This window comes from Metabacillus idriensis (genome assembly GCF_050483325.1).
Lineage (GTDB): Bacteria > Bacillota > Bacilli > Bacillales > Bacillaceae > Bacillus_P > Bacillus_P idriensis_A.
Genome location: NZ_JBCMYF010000017.1, coordinates 1 through 23,380 on the forward strand (window position 1 = coordinate 1; position 23,380 = coordinate 23,380).

25 protein-coding genes are annotated in these 23,380 nt (G+C 40.0%); 18 read left to right on the forward strand and 7 right to left on the reverse strand.

Translation table 11 applies throughout. The annotated features are described in order from the left end of the window. The 10 genes from ABEQ24_RS10610 to ABEQ24_RS10655 form a co-directional block, all read left to right on the forward strand. A partial coding sequence (locus tag ABEQ24_RS10610) for a hypothetical protein (RefSeq protein WP_430006771.1) occupies nt 1–211 on the forward strand: 211 nt, incomplete at its 5' end. An 83-nt stretch (nt 212–294) separates the two neighbouring features. Further along, nucleotides 295–933, forward strand: a complete 639-nt coding sequence (locus tag ABEQ24_RS10615; RefSeq protein WP_430006772.1) for a helix-turn-helix transcriptional regulator — start codon at nt 295–297, stop codon at nt 931–933. Between the two features lie 20 nt (nt 934–953). Beyond that, nucleotides 954–1,766 carry a pyruvate, water dikinase regulatory protein gene (locus ABEQ24_RS10620; protein ID WP_430006773.1) on the forward strand — a complete coding sequence of 271 codons (813 nt, stop codon included), beginning with the start codon at nt 954–956 and terminating at the stop codon, nt 1,764–1,766. Nucleotides 1,767–2,124: 358 nt separating this feature from the next. Then, nucleotides 2,125–2,577, forward strand: coding sequence for a YaiI/YqxD family protein (locus tag ABEQ24_RS10625; RefSeq protein ID WP_430006915.1), 453 nt, complete (start codon nt 2,125–2,127; stop codon nt 2,575–2,577). A 32-nt stretch (nt 2,578–2,609) separates the two neighbouring features. After that, the gene (gene dnaG, locus ABEQ24_RS10630) at nt 2,610–4,418 is read left to right on the forward strand and encodes a DNA primase (protein WP_430006774.1); all 1,809 of its coding nucleotides are present in this window, start codon (nt 2,610–2,612) and stop codon (nt 4,416–4,418) included. Between the two features lie 117 nt (nt 4,419–4,535). After that, nucleotides 4,536–5,648 (forward strand): RNA polymerase sigma factor RpoD, encoded by a 1,113-nt coding sequence (gene rpoD, locus ABEQ24_RS10635; protein WP_430006775.1) that lies wholly within the window; start codon nt 4,536–4,538, stop codon nt 5,646–5,648. A gap of 383 nt (nt 5,649–6,031) precedes the next feature. Then, nucleotides 6,032–7,171, forward strand: a complete 1,140-nt coding sequence (locus ABEQ24_RS10640; RefSeq protein ID WP_430006776.1) for an acyl-CoA dehydrogenase family protein — start codon at nt 6,032–6,034, stop codon at nt 7,169–7,171. A 316-nt stretch (nt 7,172–7,487) separates the two neighbouring features. Then, a complete protein-coding gene (gene cccA / locus ABEQ24_RS10645; RefSeq protein WP_430006777.1) occupies nt 7,488–7,850 on the forward strand; it encodes a cytochrome c550 in 363 nt (120 codons plus the stop codon). Nucleotides 7,851–7,983: 133 nt separating this feature from the next. After that, nucleotides 7,984–8,697 (forward strand): tRNA (adenine(22)-N(1))-methyltransferase, encoded by a 714-nt coding sequence (locus ABEQ24_RS10650; protein WP_430006778.1) that lies wholly within the window; start codon nt 7,984–7,986, stop codon nt 8,695–8,697. Then, complete coding sequence (locus ABEQ24_RS10655) at nt 8,694–9,815, forward strand: Nif3-like dinuclear metal center hexameric protein (RefSeq protein WP_430006779.1); 1,122 nt, start codon at nt 8,694–8,696, stop codon at nt 9,813–9,815. Before ABEQ24_RS10650 ends, ABEQ24_RS10655 begins: the two co-directional genes overlap by 4 nt. Before the next feature lie 44 nt (nt 9,816–9,859). On the opposite strand, the gene ABEQ24_RS10660 is transcribed toward ABEQ24_RS10655, so the two are convergent. Both ABEQ24_RS10660 and vrrA read right to left on the reverse strand, forming a co-directional pair. Then, on the reverse strand, nt 9,860–10,804 hold the full coding sequence (locus ABEQ24_RS10660; protein WP_430006780.1) for a 4-hydroxy-3-methylbut-2-enyl diphosphate reductase: 945 nt from the start codon (nt 10,802–10,804) through the stop codon (nt 9,860–9,862). Between the two features lie 119 nt (nt 10,805–10,923). Then, nucleotides 10,924–11,607 (reverse strand): VrrA/YqfQ family protein, encoded by a 684-nt coding sequence (gene vrrA / locus ABEQ24_RS10665; protein WP_430006781.1) that lies wholly within the window; start codon nt 11,605–11,607, stop codon nt 10,924–10,926. A gap of 351 nt (nt 11,608–11,958) precedes the next feature. Here vrrA and ABEQ24_RS10670 point away from each other — a divergent pair, with 351 nt between their 5' ends. Further along, a complete protein-coding gene (locus ABEQ24_RS10670; RefSeq protein ID WP_430006782.1) occupies nt 11,959–13,275 on the forward strand; it encodes a DEAD/DEAH box helicase in 1,317 nt (438 codons plus the stop codon). 11 nt (nt 13,276–13,286) lie between these two features. Next, nucleotides 13,287–14,183 (forward strand): deoxyribonuclease IV, encoded by an 897-nt coding sequence (locus tag ABEQ24_RS10675; RefSeq protein ID WP_430006783.1) that lies wholly within the window; start codon nt 13,287–13,289, stop codon nt 14,181–14,183. Between the two features lie 120 nt (nt 14,184–14,303). On the opposite strand, the gene ABEQ24_RS10680 is transcribed toward ABEQ24_RS10675, so the two are convergent. Then, nucleotides 14,304–14,558 carry a DUF2624 domain-containing protein gene (locus ABEQ24_RS10680; RefSeq protein WP_430006784.1) on the reverse strand — a complete coding sequence of 85 codons (255 nt, stop codon included), beginning with the start codon at nt 14,556–14,558 and terminating at the stop codon, nt 14,304–14,306. Nucleotides 14,559–14,642: 84 nt separating this feature from the next. Between ABEQ24_RS10680 and ABEQ24_RS10685 the strand changes: the two genes are divergently transcribed. The 4 genes from ABEQ24_RS10685 to ABEQ24_RS10700 all read left to right on the forward strand — a co-directional run bounded on the left by ABEQ24_RS10685 (nt 14,643) and on the right by ABEQ24_RS10700 (nt 17,694). Next, nucleotides 14,643–15,524 (forward strand): YitT family protein, encoded by an 882-nt coding sequence (locus ABEQ24_RS10685; protein ID WP_430006785.1) that lies wholly within the window; start codon nt 14,643–14,645, stop codon nt 15,522–15,524. Between the two features lie 134 nt (nt 15,525–15,658). Further along, nucleotides 15,659–16,432 (forward strand): metal ABC transporter ATP-binding protein, encoded by a 774-nt coding sequence (locus ABEQ24_RS10690; protein ID WP_070875457.1) that lies wholly within the window; start codon nt 15,659–15,661, stop codon nt 16,430–16,432. Between the two features lies 1 nt (nt 16,433). Beyond that, nucleotides 16,434–17,270: a metal ABC transporter permease gene (locus ABEQ24_RS10695; protein ID WP_430006786.1), complete on the forward strand. Its 837-nt coding sequence runs from the start codon at nt 16,434–16,436 to the stop codon at nt 17,268–17,270. A gap of 1 nt (nt 17,271) precedes the next feature. Continuing rightward, the gene (locus ABEQ24_RS10700) at nt 17,272–17,694 is read left to right on the forward strand and encodes a Fur family transcriptional regulator (RefSeq protein WP_430006787.1); all 423 of its coding nucleotides are present in this window, start codon (nt 17,272–17,274) and stop codon (nt 17,692–17,694) included. A gap of 54 nt (nt 17,695–17,748) precedes the next feature. Here the strand turns inward: ABEQ24_RS10700 and ABEQ24_RS10705 are convergent, their stop codons facing one another. After that, nucleotides 17,749–18,330: a hypothetical protein gene (locus tag ABEQ24_RS10705; protein ID WP_430006916.1), complete on the reverse strand. Its 582-nt coding sequence runs from the start codon at nt 18,328–18,330 to the stop codon at nt 17,749–17,751. Between the two features lie 236 nt (nt 18,331–18,566). On the opposite strand from ABEQ24_RS10705, the gene ABEQ24_RS10710 reads away from it, so the two are divergent. Continuing rightward, on the forward strand, nt 18,567–18,872 hold the full coding sequence (locus tag ABEQ24_RS10710; protein WP_430006917.1) for a hypothetical protein: 306 nt from the start codon (nt 18,567–18,569) through the stop codon (nt 18,870–18,872). Between the two features lie 47 nt (nt 18,873–18,919). Here the strand turns inward: ABEQ24_RS10710 and ispG are convergent, their stop codons facing one another. Continuing rightward, nucleotides 18,920–20,026, reverse strand: a complete 1,107-nt coding sequence (gene ispG / locus ABEQ24_RS10715) for a flavodoxin-dependent (E)-4-hydroxy-3-methylbut-2-enyl-diphosphate synthase (RefSeq protein WP_430006918.1) — start codon at nt 20,024–20,026, stop codon at nt 18,920–18,922. Nucleotides 20,027–20,162: 136 nt separating this feature from the next. Next, nucleotides 20,163–20,501 carry a hypothetical protein gene (locus tag ABEQ24_RS10720; protein WP_430006788.1) on the reverse strand — a complete coding sequence of 113 codons (339 nt, stop codon included), beginning with the start codon at nt 20,499–20,501 and terminating at the stop codon, nt 20,163–20,165. 223 nt (nt 20,502–20,724) lie between these two features. Between ABEQ24_RS10720 and ABEQ24_RS10725 the strand changes: the two genes are divergently transcribed. Next, nucleotides 20,725–22,455, forward strand: coding sequence for a methyl-accepting chemotaxis protein (locus ABEQ24_RS10725; RefSeq protein ID WP_430006789.1), 1,731 nt, complete (start codon nt 20,725–20,727; stop codon nt 22,453–22,455). A gap of 47 nt (nt 22,456–22,502) precedes the next feature. Here the strand turns inward: ABEQ24_RS10725 and ABEQ24_RS10730 are convergent, their stop codons facing one another. Next, nucleotides 22,503–23,273, reverse strand: a complete 771-nt coding sequence (locus ABEQ24_RS10730) for a DUF1189 domain-containing protein (protein ID WP_430006790.1) — start codon at nt 23,271–23,273, stop codon at nt 22,503–22,505. Nucleotides 23,274–23,380: the final 107 nt, after the last annotated feature.

Below are 23,380 nucleotides of genomic sequence, written 5' to 3' on the forward strand. Positions count from 1 at the left end.
ACTGGCTGATCCTTATCTGTCTGTCAGAGCTAAACGGTCGGTTCCGCTTTTCTTGGTGTCCAGCTTCACCTCCCAGCTCTTCGGCCAGAACGGCTCATCCAGCAAAGGCAAAAAGCGCCTTTACTGGCTGATCCTTATCTGTCTGTCAGAGCTAAACGGTCGGTTCCGCTTTTCTTTTTTCCCAAAGGTTCTTTTCAATCTGTCCAAATAGTATATAATATTTTTATATAGTATAACCTATTTAACCATCGGAAATTAGAACGCTTCATACATACGTATTGGAACCTTAAGGCGGTGAGTAGAATCGAACTTAATAAAAGGCAGGAACATATTCTGCAAATTGTAAAAGATAACGGGCCAATTACAGGTGAACATATTGCCGATCAGCTGAATTTAACAAGGGCAACTCTTCGTCCTGATCTCGCAATACTGACAATGGCAGGATATCTGGAAGCGCGGCCAAGGGTCGGTTATTTTTATACAGGCAAAACAGGCGCAGGACTTCTCTCAGATAAACTGAAAAAATTGCAGGTGAAAGATTTCCAGTCCATTCCGGTTGTAGTGAATGAGAATGTATCTGTTTATGATGCAATTGTTACAATGTTTCTTGAAGATGTCGGGACGTTATTTGTTGTAGATCAAGGGTCTATCCTTGTTGGAGTATTGTCCCGGAAAGATCTGCTCCGTGCAAGCATCGGAAAGCAGGAGCTTGCATCTATCCCTGTGAATATCATCATGACAAGAATGCCGAATATTACGATGTGCAGGCGCGAGGATTACATCATGGATGTTGCGAAATTTTTAATAAACAAGCAAATAGACGCCATTCCTGTCATCAAAGAGACAGAAAAGGGCTTTGAAGTAACTGGAAGAATTACTAAAACAAATATGACGAAGATATTGGTCGGATTAGCTGAGAATGAAATCATCTAGCAAGGGGAGTGAGGAATGGTATGAAAAATCGCCATGTCTATGTTGTATCAGATTCTGTAGGCGAAACAGCTGAACTTGTTATAAAAGCAGCGATCAGCCAATTTAATGGAAATACTGCGGATACAAAAATCAAACGAATTCCTTATGTTGAAGATTTAGGCACAATAAAAGAAGTGGTGGCGCTCGCTAAACTTGAGCAGGCAATTGTGTGCTTTACTCTAGTCGTTCCTGAGCTTAGACAGGGACTGATTAATGAAGCGAATTCTCAAGGTGTGGTCTACTATGATATCATCGGCCCATTAATAGATAAAATGGAATCTGCTTATGGAATTAATGCAAAATATGAACCTGGCAGAGTCCGTAAACTTGATGAAGATTACTTCAAAAAAGTAGAGGCCATTGAATTTGCGGTTAAATACGATGACGGACGTGATCCCCGCGGAATCATGAAAGCAGACATTATTCTTGTTGGAGTATCACGGACATCAAAAACTCCGCTGTCCCAATATTTGGCCCATAAGCGCTTTAAAGTTGCGAATGTGCCGATTGTTCCTGAAGTCGAACCTCCTGAGGAGCTATTTAAAGTTTCTCCAAAAAAATGCATCGGCCTTAAAATCAGCCCTGATAAATTAAATGACATAAGAAAAGAACGATTAATCTCTCTCGGCCTGAATGATAAAGCTATTTATGCGAATATCGACAGAATCAAAGTGGAGCTTGAATACTTTGAAAAGGTTATTGATAAGATCGGCTGTCAGGTAATCGATGTTTCCAATAAAGCAGTTGAGGAAACGGCTAACATGATCCAAAATATCATGAACAGGTATAACTGAAGATCAGTGCAAAAATATTGAACTCAGAGAAGCAGAAGCTCTGAGTTTTATATATGTCCCAAGTTCTGTTTTGGCTGAAGCGCTAATAAAATACTATGTCCTGAAAATAACAATTTAAGTTCGTGAAAAAGAATGGAAAATTTAAAGACTTTGTATTATAATAAAAAATTGTGATAAAATTACTTATTTTAGGTTTAGACTTGACCAAGAACGAATAAACTATTTATTGTGATCTGTCAAGTGAATCGATGAAAAATAATTCGACAAATTCAGTCTCGTTTTCCATGCGATCTTTTCTAAAAGGTTAAGAAGGAATCTATCGGAGTGATGTAGAATAGTGAAAGATGACGAAAAAAAGATGCAGATAATTGTCGATGCAGATGCATGTCCTGTAAAGCAGGAAATTGCTGACCTTGCTGCCCGATACCAGATCAATGTCCTGTTTGTTGCTTCATACAATCACAAAACATCAAATACATACGGATATGATTGGGTTTATGTGGACACCGGCAAAGAATCTGCTGATTTATACATCACTAATCACTCTTGCCGCGGTGATCTGGTTGTGACGCAGGATATTGGTCTTGCGGGTCTTTTGCTGAAAAAAGGGGTTATAGTTATGACACCCCGGGGTAAACAGTATACAGAAGAAAATATTGAGCTTGCTCTAGAGTTCAGGTATCTTTCTGCGAAAGAACGCAGAGGCGGAAAGCATACAAAAGGCCCCAAAAAGTTTACCCAGTCAGACAGAGACAGTTTTATTTTTACTTTGGAAAAGATTTTGTCGAAAGATGCAGGAATTAGTGGTTAAATCGCGAATATTTGTATCACGGAGTTGTTGGTATGGGAAATCGAATTCCCGATGAAATAATCGATAAGATTCAGCAATCGGCAGACATCGTGGATGTTGTCAGTGAATATGTTCAATTGAAGAAGCAGGGAAGAAATCATTTTGGGCTTTGTCCATTTCATGGCGAAAAATCACCATCGTTCTCCGTTTCACATGATAAGCAGATCTATCATTGCTTTGGATGTGGCGCCGGCGGGAACGTCTTTTCATTCTTAATGCAAATTGAAGGCTATTCATTTGTTGAAGCAGCTTCGGCACTTGCTGACAAACTGCATATTGATCTTCCTGATCAGCTTAATGCCGTTTTGCCAAAAGATGCAAACAGCGATGATGAAAAAATGATTGAAGCACATGAACTGCTGAAGAAGTTTTATCATCATTTGCTTGTAAACACTAAAGAAGGGCAAGCTGCCTACGATTATTTAACAGCAAGAGGCTTTGCCAAAGAAACAATTGAGCAGTTTGAAATTGGCTATGCGCTTGATTCCTGGGATTTCGTCGCCAAGTTTTTAACTAAACGGGGCTATGATCAGCAAATGATGGAAGTAGCCGGTCTGCTTGTTAAGAAAAGCTCCTCTGATGGGTATCTGGACCGTTTTCGCAATCGGATCATGTTTCCTATCTTGGATCATACCGGCCGTACCATTGCCTTTTCAGGAAGGGTGCTTGGAAAAGAGCAGCCCAAATTTCTGAACAGCCCTGAAACGCCTATCTTTAACAAAAGCAAAGTTCTTTATAATTTTCATCAAGCAAGAGTACATATACGCAAAAATCAGCAAGTTGTTTTATTTGAAGGTTTTGCCGATGTTATTTCCGCTGTCCGTTCAGATGTGCAGCATTCGATTGCAGCGATGGGCACATCACTGACTGAAGCTCAGGCAAAAATCATCAAAAGAAATGCAGGAGATGTTATAATCTGTTTTGACTCTGATTCTGCAGGACTTGAAGCAACATTAAGAGCATCTAAGACACTTGCTGCTGCCGGCTGTAAACTGAGAGTTGCCGCGCTGCCTGATGGAACAGACCCTGATGACTACATCCGGAAATTCGGTGCAGAAAAGTTCAAAAAAGATGTAATAGGGGCAAGCATTACGTTAATGGCATTTAAAATGCAGGTTTTCCGCAAAGGAAAAAATCTTCAGGATGAAGGACAACGGCTGCAGTATATAGAAGACATACTGAAAGAACTAAGCCAGCTTGAGAATCCTGTAGAAATCGAACTGTATTTAAAACAGCTGTCCGGAGAATTTTCGTTATCAATGGATGTTTTAAAGAGTCAAATGCAGGACAAAAGATCTGGCCAAAAGCCTGAACACAATAAGGAGCAGCAGAAGAGTGCCCCTGTCCAGCATTTGATGAAGCCAAAGCAAAAACGTCTTTTGCCGGCATTTCATAATGCTGAAAGACTTCTTATAGCGCATATGCTGCGTAATAAGGACATTGCACAAAAAGTGCTTGACCGTATAGGACTTCAGTTCAATATAGAAGAGCACAGAGCGATTATAACTTACTTATATGCTTATTATGAAGAAGGAAATGAGGCAAGTGTAAGCTCGTTCCTGAGAAAACTGCCGGACAATCAGCTTCACCAGTTTGTTTCAGATATAGCCATGCTCTCGGTAAGTGAAGAAATATCCGAGCGGGAGCTGTCAGATTATATCAAACAGGTGTTGAATCACCAAAATTGGTTAATGATAAAAGAAAAAGAAGCTGAAAAGCATGAAGCAGAGCGCAAGAAGGATTTTGTCAAAGCTGCTAACATCGCTATGGAAGTCATAAGACTTAAGCGCGATCTTAAATGAAGGCAGATGTTTGACTTGCGCAAAACACAGAGATTCATTGCGGCTAATCGGTTTCAACTATCAATTAGCACATTCACATAAAGGATTAATTGCAAGAGTTTGGAAGGAGGGGATCCAATGGCTGATAAACAAACCCATGATTCTGAATTGACATTGGAACAAGCAAAAGACCAATTAACAGAAATCGGAAAAAAACGTGGAGTTTTAACATACGAAGAGATTGCTGAGCGCATGGCGGGCTTTGAAATCGAATCAGACCAAATGGATGAGTATTATGAGTACCTTGGCGAGCAGGGTGTTGAATTAGTAGGTGATAATGAATCGACCGATGATCCTAACATACAGCAGCTGGCAAAGGAAGAAGAATTTGATTTAAATGATCTAAGTGTGCCTCCAGGTGTTAAGATTAACGATCCTGTTCGTATGTATCTGAAAGAAATCGGCCGGGTTGATCTTTTAACTGCAGATGAAGAAATTAAGCTTGCAAACCGCATAGAAGAAGGCGATGAAGAAGCGAAGAGAAGACTTGCAGAGGCAAACCTTCGTCTTGTTGTAAGCATCGCGAAAAGATATGTAGGACGCGGAATGCTGTTTTTGGATCTTATCCAGGAAGGCAATATGGGCTTAATGAAAGCTGTAGAGAAGTTCGATTACCGCAAAGGCTTTAAATTCAGCACCTATGCTACATGGTGGATCCGTCAGGCTATTACAAGAGCAATTGCTGATCAGGCCAGAACCATTCGTATACCTGTGCACATGGTTGAGACAATCAATAAGTTGATTCGTGTTCAGCGTCAGCTTCTTCAAGATTTAGGCAGAGAACCTTCTCCTGAAGAAATTGCAGAAGATATGGACCTGACTCCTGATAAAGTAAGAGAGATTTTAAAAATCGCACAAGAACCAGTATCTCTTGAAACACCGATTGGTGAAGAAGATGATTCACATCTTGGAGATTTTATTGAGGATCAAGATGCAACTTCTCCTTCCGAACATGCGGCTTATGAGCTGTTAAAAGAACAGCTTGAAGATGTGCTTGATACACTGACAGACCGCGAGGAAAACGTGCTGCGTCTTCGTTTTGGACTGGATGATGGACGTACAAGAACACTTGAAGAAGTAGGTAAAGTCTTTGGTGTTACAAGAGAGCGCATCCGTCAAATTGAAGCAAAGGCACTTCGCAAGCTGCGCCACCCAAGCAGAAGCAAACGATTAAAAGATTTCTTAGAATAGAAAGCGGACTTTTGTTCGCTTTTTTTTTGTTTTTTTATAAAAAATAGTTTTGACAGCGGTAACAATAAATTTCATTATTACATCTTCTTTTCATTTATTTTACTTAATTGTTATTTAATTTGCAAATCACCCTCAGAAAATTTTGAGCTTTTATAAACTCTTTTCACCTCTGAAATTTACCATCTCACTTCTTTATCCTGCTTTGTAAATCCTTGAAATTACTGACAAATCCTTAAGATTGGCATTCTCATGGAGAAGCCTTTTTAAAATAAAACAGGAAAGAAAAATATTTTTTAATTAAATAAAAAATTTAAAAAGTTGTGAAAACAGAGCGTTACACTTTATAATTTAATATGTAAGCGTATTCAAAACGGAGGGATAACATGAATTTTGAACTATCACAAGAACAGCGCATGATTCAGAAAACCATCAAAGAGTTTGCAGAAGAAGTTGTTGAGCCAGGGGCATTTGAAAGAGACAAAACGAAGCAATTTCCAGCAGAAATTTTTCAGCAGCTAGGTGAAATGGGAATGCTTGGCCTGCCGTTTTCAGAAGAATACGGAGGAAGCGGCGCAGATACAATCAGTTTCGCAATTGTTACGGAAGAACTCAGCAAAGCATGCGGTTCAACCGGAATTACATACTCTGCCCATATTTCATTAGGCGGAGCTCCTATTAATATGTTTGGAACAGAAGAGCAAAAAAGAACGTATCTTTCAAAAATCTGCTCAGGCGAATCTTTTGGTGCCTTTGGACTGACTGAGCCTAATGCAGGTTCAGATGCGGGAGGCACTCAGACCGAAGCGGTTCTGCAGGATGGTCAATTTAAGATAAATGGAAATAAATGTTATATTACAAATGCCTCTTACGCAAAGTTTCTGGCTTTGACGGCCATTACAGACCGCAAAGAAGGAAAAAAAGAGATAAGCGCATTAATTGTTCCTACTGATGCACCGGGGTTCAAGGTGATTGATAATTATGAAAAAATGGGATTGAATGCTTCAAATACAACAGAATTGATCCTTGAAGATGTGTTCGTTCCAGAAGAAAATCTTCTTGGCAAAAGAGGGGATGGCTTCAGGCAGTTTCTTAAGACTTTAGACGGCGGAAGAATTGGAATTGGCGCTATGGCAGTTGGAATTGCACAGGCAGCTTTTGAAAAAGCATTAGCTTATTCCAAAGAAAGAAAGCAATTTGGAAAAACATTAAGTGAATTCCAGGCGATCCAATTTAAACTTGCTGACATGGCCATGAAAATTGATTTAGCACGAACAATGGTTTATAAAGCAGCCTGGTTAAAGGATCAGGGCAAACCATTTACGAAGGAAGCTTCTTTTTGCAAGCTGTTTGCATCTGAAATGTGTACAGAGGTGACAAATCAGGCCATTCAAATTCACGGCGGGTATGGCTACATGAAAGAATATCATGTTGAACGATATCTGCGAGATGCTAAATTGCTTGAAATCGGCGAAGGCACAAGCGAAGTTCAGCGGATGGTTATTGCAAGGCTTATTGGCTGCTGACGAATGAGAATAGCGCAAGCGCACGTTTAGCGCAGGCAGACTAAAAAGAATCTGAAAGTGTTGGCAAAAAGTGCCAATACTTTCAGATCCGTTCTGGCCTAGGAGCCTGAGCGATTCATGCAAATTTTTATCCTTACTAATCAAGTGAAAACAGGTACTTCATCTTAATTGATGAAGTTTTTTTGACTAATTTTTGAAAAATAGCCCAACTTATACAATAAGTCTTTTACTTCCACAAATTTTAAAGTAAAATAGAGATTGTTTAAATCTATCGTTTACCTGCATTTCAAGATTTTTACATAGGGGAGGTTACATAATGAATCGCAATCCACTAATTCCATTTGCTTTAGTTGCCGTAATCGGAATCGGCCTTATGTTTTTCTTATCTATTAAAGGGCTCGGCGATATGAAAGAAATGGCTGGAGAAGGTAAAGAGGAAGATAAATCGGGAGAAGTTGCAAACGCTTCACCAGAGGAAATCTACAAGCAAAGCTGTGTTTCTTGTCATGGCGAGAATTACGAAGGCGGTGCCGGTCCTGCTCTTAAAGGGGTTGGGGACAAGCTCGGCGTAGACGGAATTAAAGAAACGATTAAAAATGGCCGAGGAAACATGCCGGCCGGGTTAGTTCCTGATGAAAAACTGGACGAGATGGCAGAATGGGTTTCTAAAATCAAATAGTTTTTCACGAAAGTAATTTAAAAATAAATCGTTGCATTTAAGCGAAAAAGAAAAGTCCTTTGCATCTGCGGAGGACTTTTCTTATTATATAGAGAGATCGAATTAAAAGAACATAAGAATGTGGTGGTTTAAAATGAATGAAGTTAATTTATCAAATAGGCTAAAAACTGTAGCTGATTATATACCAAAGAATGCTGTGCTTGCTGACATTGGCTCTGATCATGCTTACTTGCCCTGCTACGCCATTTTAAACGGCTTGGCAGCTTCAGCTGTTGCCGGGGAAGTCGTTTTGGGGCCGTTCCAGTCTGCCAAGAAGCAAGTCCAAAAAAGCGGACTTGGGGATGTGATATCAGTTCGTTTAGGTAGCGGGCTCGATGTCATTGATCCTAATGAAGTAACGTGCATCACAATTGCAGGAATGGGCGGTGCATTAATTGAAAAGATCCTTGAAGCGGGAAAAGAAAAATTAGCCGGAGCAGAGAGGCTGATTCTTCAGCCCAATATTCATGCACATCATGTAAGAAAATGGCTTCTTAACAATGGCTGGAAACTGATTAATGAAGAAATATTGGAAGAAGACGGAAAGATCTATGAGATTCTTGTAGCTGAAAAAGGCGAAGCAAATGCTCCATATCAGCATACAGGCCTGCAAATAGGCTTGCTTGTCGGCCCTTTTTTGATGGGTGAGAAAACAGAACCGTTCCTAAAGAAATGGACGCAGGAAATTGAGCATAACAAACGGATTTTAACTAGTTTAGAAAGTGCGGCACCAAGCCCTGGGAATGAAGCTAAGAAGAAAGAACTGAATGAGTTGATTGAAATGCTTGAGGAGGTTACAAGGAAATGAGCAAAATACCAAACGGCTTTGAAATCATCCAATTGTTCGAATCGTTTTCGAAAAAAGAATATGCCATGGAAGGCGATAAGATTGGCCTGCAAATAGGAACTTTGAATAAACCTATTCATGGCGTGTTGATTGCTCTCGATGTTCTCGATGAAGTAGTTGATGAAGCAATCGAAAAAAATGCGAATTTAATTATCGCTCATCATCCGCCAATTTTCCGGCCTCTTAAAAATCTGACGACAGATCAGCCGGGAGGCGCCCTGCTTGAAAAATGCATTAAACACGACATTGCTGTTTACGCAGCACATACCAATTTAGATGTTGCTGCAGGCGGTGTGAATGATTTACTGGCAGAGGCTCTCCAGCTAACAGACACAGAGGTCCTTGCTGATACCTATAAGGAAGAAATGAAGAAGCTGGTCGTCTATGTACCTAAAGATCATGCAGACGATGTAAGGGCTGTTCTGGGGCAATCAGGTGCAGGCCATATTGGGATGTACAGTCACTGTACATTCTCATCAAACGGGACTGGAAGCTTTCTTCCTCTTGATGGAACTAATCCTTATATTGGACAATCAGGGAAAATGGAGTTTGTAGAAGAAGAGAGAATTGAAACGATCATTCCGGCAAGCAAGCAGCGAAAGATTGTTTCCGCTATGCTGAAAGCTCATCCATATGAGGAACCAGCCTTTGATCTTTTTCCAGTTGAAGGTCATGACAAAGCTTTAGGTTTAGGACGTGTAGGTTTGCTTGAAAATGAAATGTCTTTAACTGAATTTGCAGAGCATGTGAAAAAAATGCTGGATGTTCCTTGTGTAAGAATGGTAGGGGATAAGGATGCGAAGATACGGAGAGTCGCTGTGCTCGGGGGAGACGGAAATAAATACATCCATCAGGCAAAACGCAAGGGAGCAGATGCCTATGTTACAGGTGACCTTTATTATCATGTAGCACATGATGCCATGATGATGGGCTTAAATATCATTGATCCTGGTCATAATGTAGAGAAAGTCATGAAAAAAGGGGTAACAGACCTGATGCTTTCTATGTGTGAAGAAAAGAAATTTGAGGTCAGTATTTTCCCCTCAGAAATTCATACAGATCCATTTACATTTGTTTAACATGAAAAACCGCTGGGATTGATCCCAGCGTTTTTGTTTGAGTATTATTTGACTGCTTTAACTTTCGGCAGTATTTTTTGCAGAGGAACATTATGCTGGATGTTCCATGTGAGCGTATTTTCCGGATCATACTTTTCAAGGAATTGAATGACCTCTTTTGTAATAGGCGTAGGAGTTGAGGCGCCGGCAGTAATCGCAACTTTTTTTACGCCTTCAAACCATTCAAGCTTAAGTTCACTTATATCTGATACTCTGTAGGCTTTTGTCCCTGCTATTTCTTCCGAAACTTGTGCAAGCCGGTTTGAGTTGTTGCTCTTTGGATCCCCGACGACAATCGTAAGGTCAGCATCTTTTGCCTGCTCAGCAACAGCTTCCTGGCGAACTTGTGTAGCAAGGCAAATCTCCTGATGATATTCTACATGGGGATACTTTTCTTTCACGCGCTCCATTATGTCATAAACATCCCATTGACTCATTGTCGTCTGATTCGTGACGACAATTTTATCGTTCTGGAAAGTTAGAGCATCAACATCTTCTTCTGTTTCAACCAAATGGACAATATCAGGCGCTACACCAACAGCTCCTTCTGGCTCAGGATGCGACTTTTTCCCAATGTAGATCACATGATAGCCCAGTGCTTTTTTTTCACGAATTAAATCATGTGTTTTTGTCACATCAGGGCATGTGGCATCAAGCGTAACAAGGCCTTTCTCAGAAGCGATTTTTCTGACTTCCGGAGAAACACCATGGGCAGTAAAAATAACGGTGCCGCTTTCTACTTTTTCAAGTATTTCCATGCGGTTGCTGCCATCCAATGTAATAATGCCTTCTTCTTCAAAAGCGTCAGTAACGTGTTTATTGTGAACAATCATGCCCAATATATAAATAGGCCTTGGCAAAGTTTTATCTAAAGCGGCATTCTTTGCAATAACCATGGCATCAACGACACCATAGCAATATCCCCGCGGTGCAATCTTAATTACTTCCATTAAAGGATCCTCCTAGAGAGAAGTTCGAGAGTGAATAGAAAAAAGCCAAAGAATGGCTTTTGGCTCTCGTAATCTCTTATTATTATAGCGGAGACTGCACAAGAATACAAAGAGGAATGTCAGATATAAAGCTTTGGAGCAGATGCGCCTTTTACAGCTGGTGCTTGCACCGGTTCTTCTTGTACTGCTTTCTTAGGGGAGCTGATGACAGCTGTGTCAGGATCAGTTGATGTGGCACTTGAAACTTCAGTTGAGATCGTTTCTTCATTCGTTTCTGAGCTTTCCGCGTCCGCCGAACCTCCGCCTTTTAATTCACTGTAAATTTTAATCATGGCAGGAAGGTTCCTGACCAGGGGTCCATATTGCTGAACCATAGGTGTAACTTGCTGAGCCATGCCCAGAACTTTCTGTACATTTCCAAGCATGCTTGATAAATTGGCAGGATTGGTTATTCCCTGCAGACCCTGGGCTGCATTGGCAGCACTTGCGGCACCTTGACCGCCGCCAGGAAGAAATCTTGAAAGAATTCCTTTAATGCCGCTTCCTCTTCCCATAGCCTGCTGTCCAAATTGCTGACCGAATTGCTGCGCGCCAAACGGCTGTCCGCCAAATCCCTGCTGTCCAAACTGCGTTGAAAAGGGTCCCATTTGCTGTCCGAACGGCTGGAAGGAACGAGGCGGTCCAAATCCCCTTGCTTGCTGATTTCCAAAAGGCTGGTTTGAAAACGGCTGACCGCCCATTTGCATTCTTTGAGGCCCAAATCCTCTAGAAGACATTGGAGGCATAGGTCTTTGCTGAAACATGATGATCCTCCTTTTAAACTAACGCGTATACTACCTACACAATATGCAGAATCAGCTTAAAAGGTTTGCGCGTCTGAAAGAATAGGCGGATTCGATTGGAGTTTTTCTCTAAAATCGTATATAATGTTTTGATGGACAACCGTGTCTTATTTTTTGGCTGTTATTGCAAGAATTGTTGTACTTCGCAAAAAGAATATTTCCCTTCCTTTATTAGATCTGTGCTCTTTTCTAATAAAGTGTTATAAATGAAACCTTTTGCCGGGATAAACTTTCAGGGTTAACGCTCGAAAAACAGCAAGGTCTTAGAATAGAGCCTATTTTATTAATTTACTCATCAAGGAGATGATGAACATGGAACAAACTAAGTTCACTCAGTTTCCATTTAAGCCTTTTATTATAGATGCTGTCAAAGCGCTGGGTTTTTATGAACCGACTGAAATACAAGGACGCTTATTCCCTTCACTATTAAAAGGGGAAACAGCAATAGGGCAATCACAAACAGGCACAGGGAAAACACATGCTTATTTATTGCCTCTTATTCAAAGGATTGATCCCTCTAATAAAAACGTACAAGCTGTGATAACTGCCCCTACAAGAGAACTGGCCAATCAAATTTACCAGGACGCCTTGCATATTCTTAAATTTGCACCGGAAAATGAAACGATTTCAGCAAAATGTTTTATTGGCGGAACTGACAAGCAGCGAACAATTGATAAACTGAAAAGCCAGCCTCAGCTTGTCATCGGAACGCCTGGAAGAATTAAGGATTTAATTGCTGAAAAAGCTCTTTTTGTTCATCAGGCAAAAGCATTAGTTGTTGATGAAGCAGATCTTATGCTTGATATGGGATTCATTGAAGACGTTGATAAAATCGGCGGAAATATGCCGGAAAAACTTCAGATCCTTGTTTTTTCAGCTACAATTCCTGAAAAATTAAAGCCTTTCCTGAAAAAATATATGGAAAACCCTAAATTTACCCACGTTGCCCCAAAGCAGGCAACAGCGAAAAAAATCAAGCATGTATTAGTGCCTTTGCGACACCGCAATAAAACAACTCTTTTATTTGAAATGCTGAAAAACTACAATCCTTATTTAGCTATTGTGTTTACCAACACAAAGAAAAAAGCGGATGAGGTTGCAGACGGACTGATTGCTAAAGGCTTTAAAGTCGGGCGTATTCACGGCGATCTATCACCAAGAGACCGCAAAAAAATGATGAAGCAAATTAATGATCTTGATTATCAGTATGTGGTAGCAACTGATCTTGCTTCAAGAGGCATAGATATTGACGGAGTAAGCCACGTTATTAATTTTGAGCTTCCAAGTGATCTTGATTTTTACATTCATCGTGTGGGACGTACAGGACGTGCAGATTATTCCGGTATTGCAGCAACGATCTATGAGCCGGCAAATGAAGATGCGTTAATTACCCTCGAAAAATTAGGGATTGAATTTGAAAATCAGGATCTTGTAAACGGCGAGTGGAAAAAAGTTGAGGACCGCAAACGCAGACAAAAGCGCGTAAGGCCTTCAGATGGCGTCGATCAAATGGCAAAAAGCAAGGTTAGAAAACCTAAAGGTGTAAAACCGGGATACAAAAAGAAACTGACAAGAGAAATGGACGAAATTAAAAAACGTCAAAGAAGATTGAATCAAAAGCGCAAGTAGGAGGAGAATAGATGCTGAAAATAGGTTCACATGTATCAATGAGCGGGAAAAAGATGCTGCTTGCTGCAAGTGAGGAAGCAGTCTCTTACGGTGCGAATACGTTCATGATCTATACTGGGGCACCTCAGAATACTAGACGAAAAAAAATTGAAGAGCTGAATATTGAAGCTGGACAGGCCCATATGCGGGAAAATGGGATTGCGGATATAGTTGTTCATGCACCTTATATCATCAATATCGGCAATACAACAAACCCTGCAACATTCGAACTTGGCGTGCAATTTTTGCGTTCTGAAATGGACAGGTCCCATGCTATTGGAGCAAAACAAATTGTTCTGCATCCAGGTGCTCATGTTGGAGCGGGTTCTGAAATAGGCATAAAAAAAATCATTGAAGGACTCAATGAAGTACTGGATCGGGAAGAAAATGTTCAAATTGCTCTTGAGACAATGGCCGGAAAAGGTTCAGAGTGCGGCCGTTCATTTGAAGAACTCGCACAGATCATTGAGGGTGTCACTCATAATGAGCATCTTTCCGTTTGTTTTGATACGTGTCATACACATGATGCCGGTTATGATATCATTAATGATTTTGATGGTGTCCTCCAGCAATTTGATTCTATTATCGGACTTGACAGACTGAAGGTGCTGCACATTAATGACAGCAAAAATATCTCCGGAGCCCGCAAGGACCGCCATGAGAACATCGGATTTGGCCATATCGGATTTAAGGCATTAAATCACATCGTTCATCATCCCGAGCTTGTCAATGTGCCGAAAATTCTTGAGACTCCATATGTAGGTGAAGATAAAAAAGATAAAAAACCCCCATACCAATTTGAAATTGATATGCTGCGCGGGAAAGAATTTAATCCTGATCTTTTGGACCTGATCCGCAATCAGGCATAAGAGAAGCGCAATCTCCCGTTCTGACTGTGGAGTTTTGCGGCTCCGCATGCCATCTAAGCGGAAATTATATATTTTCGTACAACTAAAAAAAGAAAGCTGTCGGAGCAAATCGACAGCTTTTTATCCTATAAATTGCTGAAATAATTGGTTCACTTGCTGCGCTGTTGCAGGAGAAGTAATGGCAGCTACCTTTTTTAGCAGGCGGATTCGCTCCGCATCATCAAAAATATTAATGTTTTTGCCGCGGATGATTCTCACGATTTGCTGGGCCTGTATTCTGTCAATGGCAAGGTTGTTCTGTTTGGCAAGCTGAAGCAATCCATCAGCATCCAATGAGTTGAGTTTCTGGTTGACAATTTTTTGAAATAGTATCACGTACATACCTCCTTCACCATTCAATGTATGGTGAAGTTTTAGGAAAAGTGCCTAATTTTTAAAAAGATGGGGGGGATTATTCATATGACAAAAAAACAGCATAAAAAAGAAAGTATAGGACGGCTGATCACAAGACTGATATTGATCATTATTGGTGCAGCGCTTGCAGCTGTCTCTATTGAGCTGTTCCTAATCCCCAATCAGATTATTGACGGAGGGATTATCGGGATATCGCTTATCGTTGACCACATTACTCCAGACAGTTTGTCATTTATAAATTTCGGAACACTTGTCGTCATTTTGAATCTGCCTTTCATGTATTACGGCTATAAGCAAATTGGGAAAACGTTTATGATCTCCTCTATTTTCGGGATTGTCTTTCTGGCAATCATCGAGAGTATGCTGCATCATGTAGAAGCCTTTACAGCGGAGCCGATTTTAGCAACTGTATTTGGAGGTTTAATCCTTGGTGTAGGTGTAGGATTGGTTATTCGAAACGGCGGTTCAATGGACGGAACTGAAATTTTAGGCATATTGCTTACTAAAAAACTGCCGTTTTCAGTAGGAGAATTTGTGATGTTTATTAACATTTTCATTTTCGCCTGGGCAGCATTTGTTTTTGGAGCAGAACAGGCTATGTATTCGGTCATGGCTTACTATATTGCTTTTAAAACAATTGATACGGTTATACAGGGATTAGACGAAACAAAGGCAGTTATTATTGTTTCAGATTACTACGAAGATGTATCAGACGCCATTCTTCAAAGGCTTGGGCGCGGCACCACAAAATTAAAAGGCAAAGGCGGATATACCGATGACGAAAAAGAAGTCATCTATGTCGTTGTAACAAGGCTTGAAGTAACGAAGCTTAAATCGATTGTCCATGAAATCGACACAAATGCCTTTATCACAATAATGAATACACAAGAAACAAAAGGAACGAATTTCAAATCAGCTATACATTAATTTGGATGAAAACAAGTTTCTTGCTCTTTTTAGTACAATCTTGTATAATCTCTATGTTAAAGATCAGACATTGGTTTCTGATCTTTTTTTACGATGTTAAATCGGAACCATTCTTAAACTAGAAGGTGAAAGTAATGAATCAGCCTATTATTGATATCCGTCATTTATCATTCACATATGACCGCACTAAAGTGCTTGAAGATGTTCATTTTAAGGTAAGGGAGGGCGACTTCCTGGGACTCGTTGGACCAAACGGTTCAGGAAAGACAACTCTGCTGAAATGCCTTCTTGGTCTTTTAAAGCCCGATGCGGGAGAGATTTTTCTGTTCGGAGAAGATATCCGCAAATTTAAAGAGTGGCATAAAATCGGATTTGTTTCTCAAAAAGCAAACAGTTTTAATACAGGCTTTCCGGCATCTGTATACGAAGTAGTTGCAAGCGGGCTGACGTCTAAATTAGGATTGTTTAAAATGCTGAAACCGGCCCATCATGAAAAAGTAAAAGCTGCAATTAAGGCTGTCGGTTTAGAACAGCTGTCCAAGCGGAATATCGGTGAACTTTCAGGCGGCCAGCAGCAGCGGACATTTATTGCAAGAGCGCTTGTGAGTGATCCGAAATTGCTCATTCTTGATGAGCCTACAGTTGGAGTTGATGCTCAAACAGTTCAGAGTTTCTACGAAATGCTGAAAAATTTAAACACAGAAATGGGAATTACGTTGATTCTTGTCACGCATGATGTAGGGACCATCACAGATAAAGTCACTCACGTTGCCTGTTTAAATAAACATTTGCATTTCCACGGAAATACACAGGAATTCGAAAGCCTGCAGAACTCTGATATGTCTGACTTTTACGGTCATTCTGTTCATGTATTGACTCACGATCACCATGATCATGGGGGAAGATAAAATGATAAATAGTATTTTTAATTATGAATTTTTACAAAATGCATTTTTGGCAGGAATTCTCATCGGACTGATTGCACCGCTTCTAGGTGTTTTTGTTGTCGTAAGAAGATTGTCTTTAATAGCGGATGCCCTCAGTCATGTGACATTGGCCGGGATTGCAGCGAGCCTGCTTCTTGAGAAAAAAGTGCTTGGCATGTCAGGGCTGAATCCAATTTATTTAGGAATGGGCTTTTCTGTTGCAGGGTCGTTGTTTATTGAAAAGCTGAGAGCTGTCTATAAGCATTTTCAGGAGCTTGCCATTCCCATTATTCTTTCCGCCGGAGTTGGACTTAGTGTGATTTTTATATCACTTGCGGATGGATTTAATACGGATTTATTTAACTATCTTTTCGGAAGTGTCAGTGCGGTAACGAGAACGGACTTATGGGTGATCGCTGCCATTACATTATTTGTTCTCATTGTCATTTTTGCGTTATTTAAAGAACTGTTTTTGCTGTCATTCGATGAAGAACACGCTGCAGCATCAGGCATCCATTCGAAGTGGATTCACTTTATTTTTATTTTAACAGTTGCTCTTGTCATTGCTGCTTCCATGAGAATCGTCGGCATATTATTAGTATCATCGCTGATGACCCTGCCGGTTGCAGCAAGTATTCGAATTGCAAAAGGGTTTAAACAGGCAATATTCTTTTCTGTACTCTTTGGGGAAATCTCTGTTATCATTGGTTTAATGCTTGCTTATCAATTAGATTTAGCCCCAGGCGGAACGATTGTTATGCTTTCAGTCTTCATCCTGATACTGTCGATAGTATGGACCAAAATAAAAAGGGGTCAGTAAGATGAATGTTCAAGAAGCTCTTCTCCTTATGAAGGAAAAAGGATATAAGTACACAAGCAAGCGCGAAGAAATGCTTGAATTATTCGCGCAGTCAAATAAATATTTAACAGCAAGAGATGTTCTGGAAAAAATGAAATCGGACTATCCGGGACTCAGCTTTGATACCATTTACCGCAATTTATCCTTGTTTGGCGAAATGGGTATACTGGAAACAACAGAACTGTCAGGGGAAAAACATTTTCGATTTTCATGCACAACGAACCATCATCACCATCATTTTATTTGCTTAAATTGCGGGAAAACGAAAGAAATTGCTTCTTGCCCTATGGAAAAGCTGAAAGAGGATTTAAGCGGATATGATATCAGCGGACATAAATTTGAGATATACGGCACTTGTCCGGAGTGCCATGAACATACCGTTTAACTCAGTGCAAAAAAAGCTTGCGAAGTTTCGCAAGCTTTTTTGTGTGCAGTTGTGTTAGCGTAATACAGGATGTGTTTTTTTCTTGTAGGAATTTACCCATTCTCTCGCTTCAAGCCAATTATTTACACGGATGACTCCGCCTGGGATAGGATCCTGATTGTATGGAGTATTAAACAAAATAACTGGAATATTAAATTCCTCGCTGATTATACAGGCGTTATCATGCTTGTCCTCAAAAAAGACGTCAATTTTGTTTTCACGGACAGCACCTAGTTTATCATGAGTTCCAATCAGGTCAATTTGATGATAAAATAATTCGTTGCGCTTAAACCAGTCAAATGTCACATCGCGCAAATGACTTCTGCGCGCACTGATAAATAAGAGTTTATGGGTTTTCTTCCATTCATCAAGCACTAATTTTGCATCGATCGCCATAGGAGCATCTTTGTATATAAGCGGTTCTTGCTCATCCATCCATTTCCAGAAATCCTCTTCTGAAATGTTAAGTAATTTAGTCAGATCATATTCCTTCATATCATCTAACGTAATGTTTATGCCAAATGATTTGTTTAAATATGGAACAAATGTTTCAGGTGAAGTAACGGTTCCATCTATATCAATTCCTAATCGCAGCATCATGTACTCTCTCCCTTGCTGTCTGAACTATACTAGTTAGTGTATCATAATCCGTTCTTACAATCACAGTAATCTTTAACAGTTATACGGAAAGGCTGTGCGGTTCATACTATAAATGTTCCTTTACTACATGAATGGAGGGATCACGCATGGCAGATGAGAAACATTATGACTATCACGGAAACATTAAAGAATATGATCTCCGTGAAGATGAAGTTGGCTACAACAGACCAGATATGCGGGATGATTATAAAGAAGAAACAGCGGCTGAAATCGCAGCACCTGCAACCCTGAGAAGAGATGCAGACTACGACCGTCACGAAGATAAGGAAGGGACAGTTGATGACGGACGCAGAATGGGGTATTTGGCTATCGTCCTCTCCGTTATTTCTTTGCTGATATTCCCGGTTATTTTAGGAGCAGCAGGGATTATCGTAGGCTTTATTGCGCGCCGCAGAGGAGCAGAAGGGTTAGGCGGATGGGCGATTGGTATTGGTATCGTTTCATTAATCCTCGGGATTTTCATTTTGCCTTTCTTTTAAGGTAATAAAAAAACAAGCTTGGCAATTTATGCCAAGCTTGTTTTTTATTATTGAAGTTCAGCTGCCGCTTTTTCTGCAGCCTGTTTTGCATAATATTCTTCAGCAATTTTATCAATTTCTTTTTTCAGTTCTTCTACCATGGTTTCTTCAGGCACTTTTCGGACGATTTGCCCTTTCATGAAAAGAAGCCCTTCTTTTCTGGCGCCGGCAATTCCAATATCAGCTTCCCGTGCTTCACCAGGTCCATTTACTGCACAGCCTAAAACCGCAACTTTAATTGGAGCTTTAATCGTTGAAATATACTCTTCAACCTCGTTTGCGATGCTGATCAAATCAATTTCAATCCGCCCGCAGGTAGGACATGAAATAAGTGTTGCTGCGTTTGAAGACAGTCCAAAAGATTTTAACAGCTCTCTTGCAACTTTTACTTCTTCAACTGGATCGGCGCTTAGTGAGATGCGCAGCGTGTTTCCAATGCCTTTGGTCAGGATGGCGCCAAGACCGGCAGCACTCTTTACAGTACCCGAAAATAAAGTGCCCGACTCAGTAATGCCTAAATGAAGCGGATAATCAAAAGCTTTAGCCGCTTTTTCGTATGCTTCAATCGCCAGGTTCACATCTGAAGCTTTCATGGAGACGATAATATCGTGAAAATCCAGATCTTCAAGTATTTTTATATGATGAAGGGCACTTTCAACCATGCCGTCCGCTGTTGGATAACCATATTTTTCAATAATGCGTTTTTCTAAAGAACCGGCATTAACCCCAATGCGAATTGGAATCCCTTTTTCTTTAGCAGCTTTAACAACGGCTTCTACTTTTTCACGTCTGCCGATATTCCCCGGGTTGATTCTGATTTTATCTGCTCCGCCCTCAATGGCCTTAAGCGCAAGTTTGTAATCAAAATGAATATCTACAACAAGTGGAATGTTGATGCGTTTCTTAATTTCTGCTATTGCATCGGCTGCCCGTTCATCCGGACATGCGACACGGACAATTTGACAGCCTGCTTCTTCTAATCGCAGGATTTCAGCGACTGTAGCTTCCACATCGTGTGTTTTCGTCGTTGTCATACTTTGGATGACTAATTCATTGTTTCCGCCGATTGTTAAATTGCCGACTTTAACCGGACGGGTTTTGGTACGATGTATGATTTCACTCACGTGTAAATCGCTCCTTAAATTAATAATCATGGTCTCTTTTATCATGTTAACCATTTTTATCGTTCAATGCGAGAAATTGTGCTTTCCCTCACATATTGTAACAGTGTGTCCTTAATATTGACAAGAATTATGAAGCAACTTCTTTTTCATAAAGTGGAAATTTATATGTTTTCCCCACTTGAATAGTGTCTGCTTTTACATTTGGGTTCAACATTTCAAAATCCTGCCTGATTTGATCGATGGGCACAGGGAATTCCTTATGAAGCTGCTCGACAATTGTCAGCACGGTTTCGCCCTGGCTGATCTTTTTTTCGGTATATGGCTTAGTTCCGGCTGATACTGATACGGCAGCAGGCTCTTCATTTTTACCTTGGGGATTTATTGAAGAAAGGGTGCCGCTGTTCATATCATAGTAGACGATATACATAAGAAATATAAATAAAATGAAGATCATAAGACGCTTCAATAAAATCATCTCCCGCTTGAATTCACGATAGTTATTACTATGCTTGTCCTATTTAAATATGCTCTTTTATCAAAAAAAAGGCTTAAAGTCCTAATGCAATGAATTAACACCTTCTTTAGACCTTAACTTTCGACAAAATTTTTATTAATTTAATGCCAGCTTTACAATTCCTTAACATTAATCTGGGATAATTTTCTTGAAGATAAGGGGAGGATGAAAAGAATTGAAATTATTATCAATGATTAATCGTAAAAAGATCTTTAAACATACAAAAGAAAGTCAGCCTCTGTTTTCGAAAATTACTCTGCAATCAAGACTGCTGATATTGGTGCTTACATTATTAATTGCTTCTATTACAGCGGTCGGGTATACATCATATGTAAAATCCAAAAAGGCTACAATGGATATTATCGAGGATAGACTTCAGCGTGAAGTCAATACAACAGGTGAAATTGCAGGCAATTTAATGTTTGCCTATCCTGGGGAAGAAGAAGAATTTTTAAAAAGGTTTAACAAAGTTGTGCTGGCCAATCAATCTTCTGAGCTGATCCAGGATGGACTGAGTGCGGACTTCTTTTTAATCAGAGAAAATAAGGCAAGCTCCTATTCAGTAAGTGAAAATTCTAAGATTGCGTTTACCAGCAAGCTTATAGACGACATTACAGAAAAAGACAATGGGATTTTACACAAAAAGATAAACGGTATCGATTACACATTATCTTTTAAGCAAGTTCAAGAATTAAAAGGACAGTTTTTAATCGCATTGCCAACGGAAAGCTACATGAATACAACACGGGACCTGGCCTTCTTTACAGCATGGATGGTTCTTCTGAGCGGGCTTATTACAACAGCAGTTCTTATCGTTGTTATTCGGAGTTTGACTAGACCATTAGCGATACTCAGAAGCACAATGAGAGATGTAAGAGAGGGAGATTTAACAAAAAATATTCATGTAGAAACATCGATTCCTGAAATAAATTCTCTGATGAAAAGCTTTAACCAAATGATGAACCAAATGCAGAAGATGGTAGGAAACATTGATAAAACTACTGGGGATTTGTCAGTTACAGGGGAGCAGCTCAGAGAGGCCACTGATGATGGGATCGTACATAATAGTCATCTCGTTGAAGCGATAAAGATAGTAAGAGCCGGAGCTGTACAGACAGCATCAAGCTCAGATCACAGCATTCATGCTTTTGGCCGGATGAGAGATGAGCTGAAAGTTGTTTTTCAGGATATGGAATTTCTATTCAGCAGCGCAACAGACATGAATCAGTCCGCTAATCGCGGGGAAAAAAATGTATTTCAAATGATCCAGACCATGAACTCATTTGAACAGGAATTTGAAAAGATGACAAATACAATCAGGGGGGTAAAGGAGCACTCTGCATCTATTGCAAATGTAGTTATGATTATTCAAACCATCGCCGAACAGACTAAGCTGCTTGCTTTAAATGCTGCTATTGAAGCAGCAAGGGCTGGCGAAGCGGGAAATGGGTTCGCTGTAGTTGCGGGTGAAGTCAAAAAACTGGCTGAACAGTCATCGAAGGCCACAGGGGATATTACTAAATCCATTGAATCGATGGAAAATATATCATCCAGAGCATCAAAGGAGTTTGAACAAATGCTTGCCAACATTCATTCCCACCTTGATGTGGCCGCTCAGTCCAGAGTGTCATTTGATGAACTGATGAGTGAGATTGATATTGTGAACAGAAAGCTTTCAGGCATGAAAAAGCAGATTCAGCAATTGAACGCTTCTCTTCCAATTATGGAAAGGTCGGCTGAGAGCCTTGCTTCCGTTTCGCAGGAGACACTTGCAAGTGCAGAACAGATGCTTGCGGCTTCTGAGAAGCAAATTGTCCAGATGAACAGAACACACCAAATTGGACAAAAAATAACGGATTTATCAAGAAATCTTTCCAGCGCTGCAAAAGAATATAAAGTGAGCTGAAAAAAGCGAACCTCTTAGGTGATGAGGTTCGCTTTTCTAAATGATTCTTATTTTGTTTTAGATGCAGGAATTTCTTTTAGTGAAAGATACATGATGATCAGGTTAACAAACCAGTTCACAAAAATTCCGCTTGGTACGGATACTTGAAGTAACTCCATAATCATAAAGAAAACAGTGGAAAGTGTTACAGCATAGGCTGACATTACCCAAAGCTGTTTAAAATTAAGGTTTCGCTTCAAACTATTTTTAAAAAGGATGCTGATGAAAGCTAAAAAAGTAATTTCAATGAATTTGGAAGCTGCTGTAAAGAGAAACAGCATAATAATTACAACACTCAATACAATCGGAAACACACTTTCAAATTGAGAGGAATATTGGGATAAATCATCCTTTGTTAAAGTCATATTATTCAGCATGGAATAATCATAACTTTGAGCTTGGCCTGCTACAGCATAAACAAATTCATTTTTTAAAATGCCGATTCCGTTTTGTTTACTTTCAATCTCATCTGCTGTGAAAGCTCCAGTTGGATCAAAAACAATAAATAAATCATCCTTTTTCAATTCTAGAGGTTCAGTTGTATCAGATATTAAAGTGCCATCCTCAATTTTAAATTCAGGAAGGTCCTCATGCAGGGTGGAATCTAAACCTTTCATCAGTCCCGAAATGCCTGTGGTCATGTACACTGCCATGGGGAGAGTCGCAAGAAGGGTCAGTAAAAACACGTAAAGAATGGTTTTGCCGATTCCTTGGAATCTGAACATGGAAATCGTTTTTGGAGAGTATAAACTTTTAGCAAACTGTTTAAAAATGTTCATATATGTACACTTCCTTCATTATAATCCAGCTTTCATTTTATACATCTCAGCAGAAAGAAACAAGGCTGAAGGTGTGCTGCAGAATAGATTGTTAAGATATTGTAAAT

Coding starts and splice junctions, on each gene's coding strand:
- ABEQ24_RS10705 (WP_430006916.1), bottom strand. CDS start 18,330: ATGCTGCGATTAGGAATTGATATAGATGGAACCGTTACTTCACCTGAA.
- ABEQ24_RS10620 (WP_430006773.1), top strand. CDS start 954: ATGAAAAATCGCCATGTCTATGTTGTATCAGATTCTGTAGGCGAAACA.
- vrrA (WP_430006781.1), bottom strand. CDS start 11,607: ATGTTTCAGCAAAGACCTATGCCTCCAATGTCTTCTAGAGGATTTGGG.
- ABEQ24_RS10700 (WP_430006787.1), top strand. CDS start 17,272: ATGAATGTTCAAGAAGCTCTTCTCCTTATGAAGGAAAAAGGATATAAG.
- rpoD (WP_430006775.1), top strand. CDS start 4,536: ATGGCTGATAAACAAACCCATGATTCTGAATTGACATTGGAACAAGCA.
- ABEQ24_RS10650 (WP_430006778.1), top strand. CDS start 7,984: ATGAATGAAGTTAATTTATCAAATAGGCTAAAAACTGTAGCTGATTAT.
- ABEQ24_RS10660 (WP_430006780.1), bottom strand. CDS start 10,804: ATGGAAGTAATTAAGATTGCACCGCGGGGATATTGCTATGGTGTCGTT.
- ABEQ24_RS10640 (WP_430006776.1), top strand. CDS start 6,032: ATGAATTTTGAACTATCACAAGAACAGCGCATGATTCAGAAAACCATC.
- ABEQ24_RS10685 (WP_430006785.1), top strand. CDS start 14,643: ATGACAAAAAAACAGCATAAAAAAGAAAGTATAGGACGGCTGATCACA.
- ABEQ24_RS10695 (WP_430006786.1), top strand. CDS start 16,434: ATGATAAATAGTATTTTTAATTATGAATTTTTACAAAATGCATTTTTG.
- ABEQ24_RS10675 (WP_430006783.1), top strand. CDS start 13,287: ATGCTGAAAATAGGTTCACATGTATCAATGAGCGGGAAAAAGATGCTG.
- cccA (WP_430006777.1), top strand. CDS start 7,488: ATGAATCGCAATCCACTAATTCCATTTGCTTTAGTTGCCGTAATCGGA.
- ABEQ24_RS10730 (WP_430006790.1), bottom strand. CDS start 23,273: ATGAACATTTTTAAACAGTTTGCTAAAAGTTTATACTCTCCAAAAACG.
- ABEQ24_RS10655 (WP_430006779.1), top strand. CDS start 8,694: ATGAGCAAAATACCAAACGGCTTTGAAATCATCCAATTGTTCGAATCG.
- ABEQ24_RS10690 (WP_070875457.1), top strand. CDS start 15,659: ATGAATCAGCCTATTATTGATATCCGTCATTTATCATTCACATATGAC.
- ABEQ24_RS10625 (WP_430006915.1), top strand. CDS start 2,125: ATGCAGATAATTGTCGATGCAGATGCATGTCCTGTAAAGCAGGAAATT.
- ABEQ24_RS10710 (WP_430006917.1), top strand. CDS start 18,567: ATGCGGGATGATTATAAAGAAGAAACAGCGGCTGAAATCGCAGCACCT.
- dnaG (WP_430006774.1), top strand. CDS start 2,610: ATGGGAAATCGAATTCCCGATGAAATAATCGATAAGATTCAGCAATCG.
- ABEQ24_RS10670 (WP_430006782.1), top strand. CDS start 11,959: ATGGAACAAACTAAGTTCACTCAGTTTCCATTTAAGCCTTTTATTATA.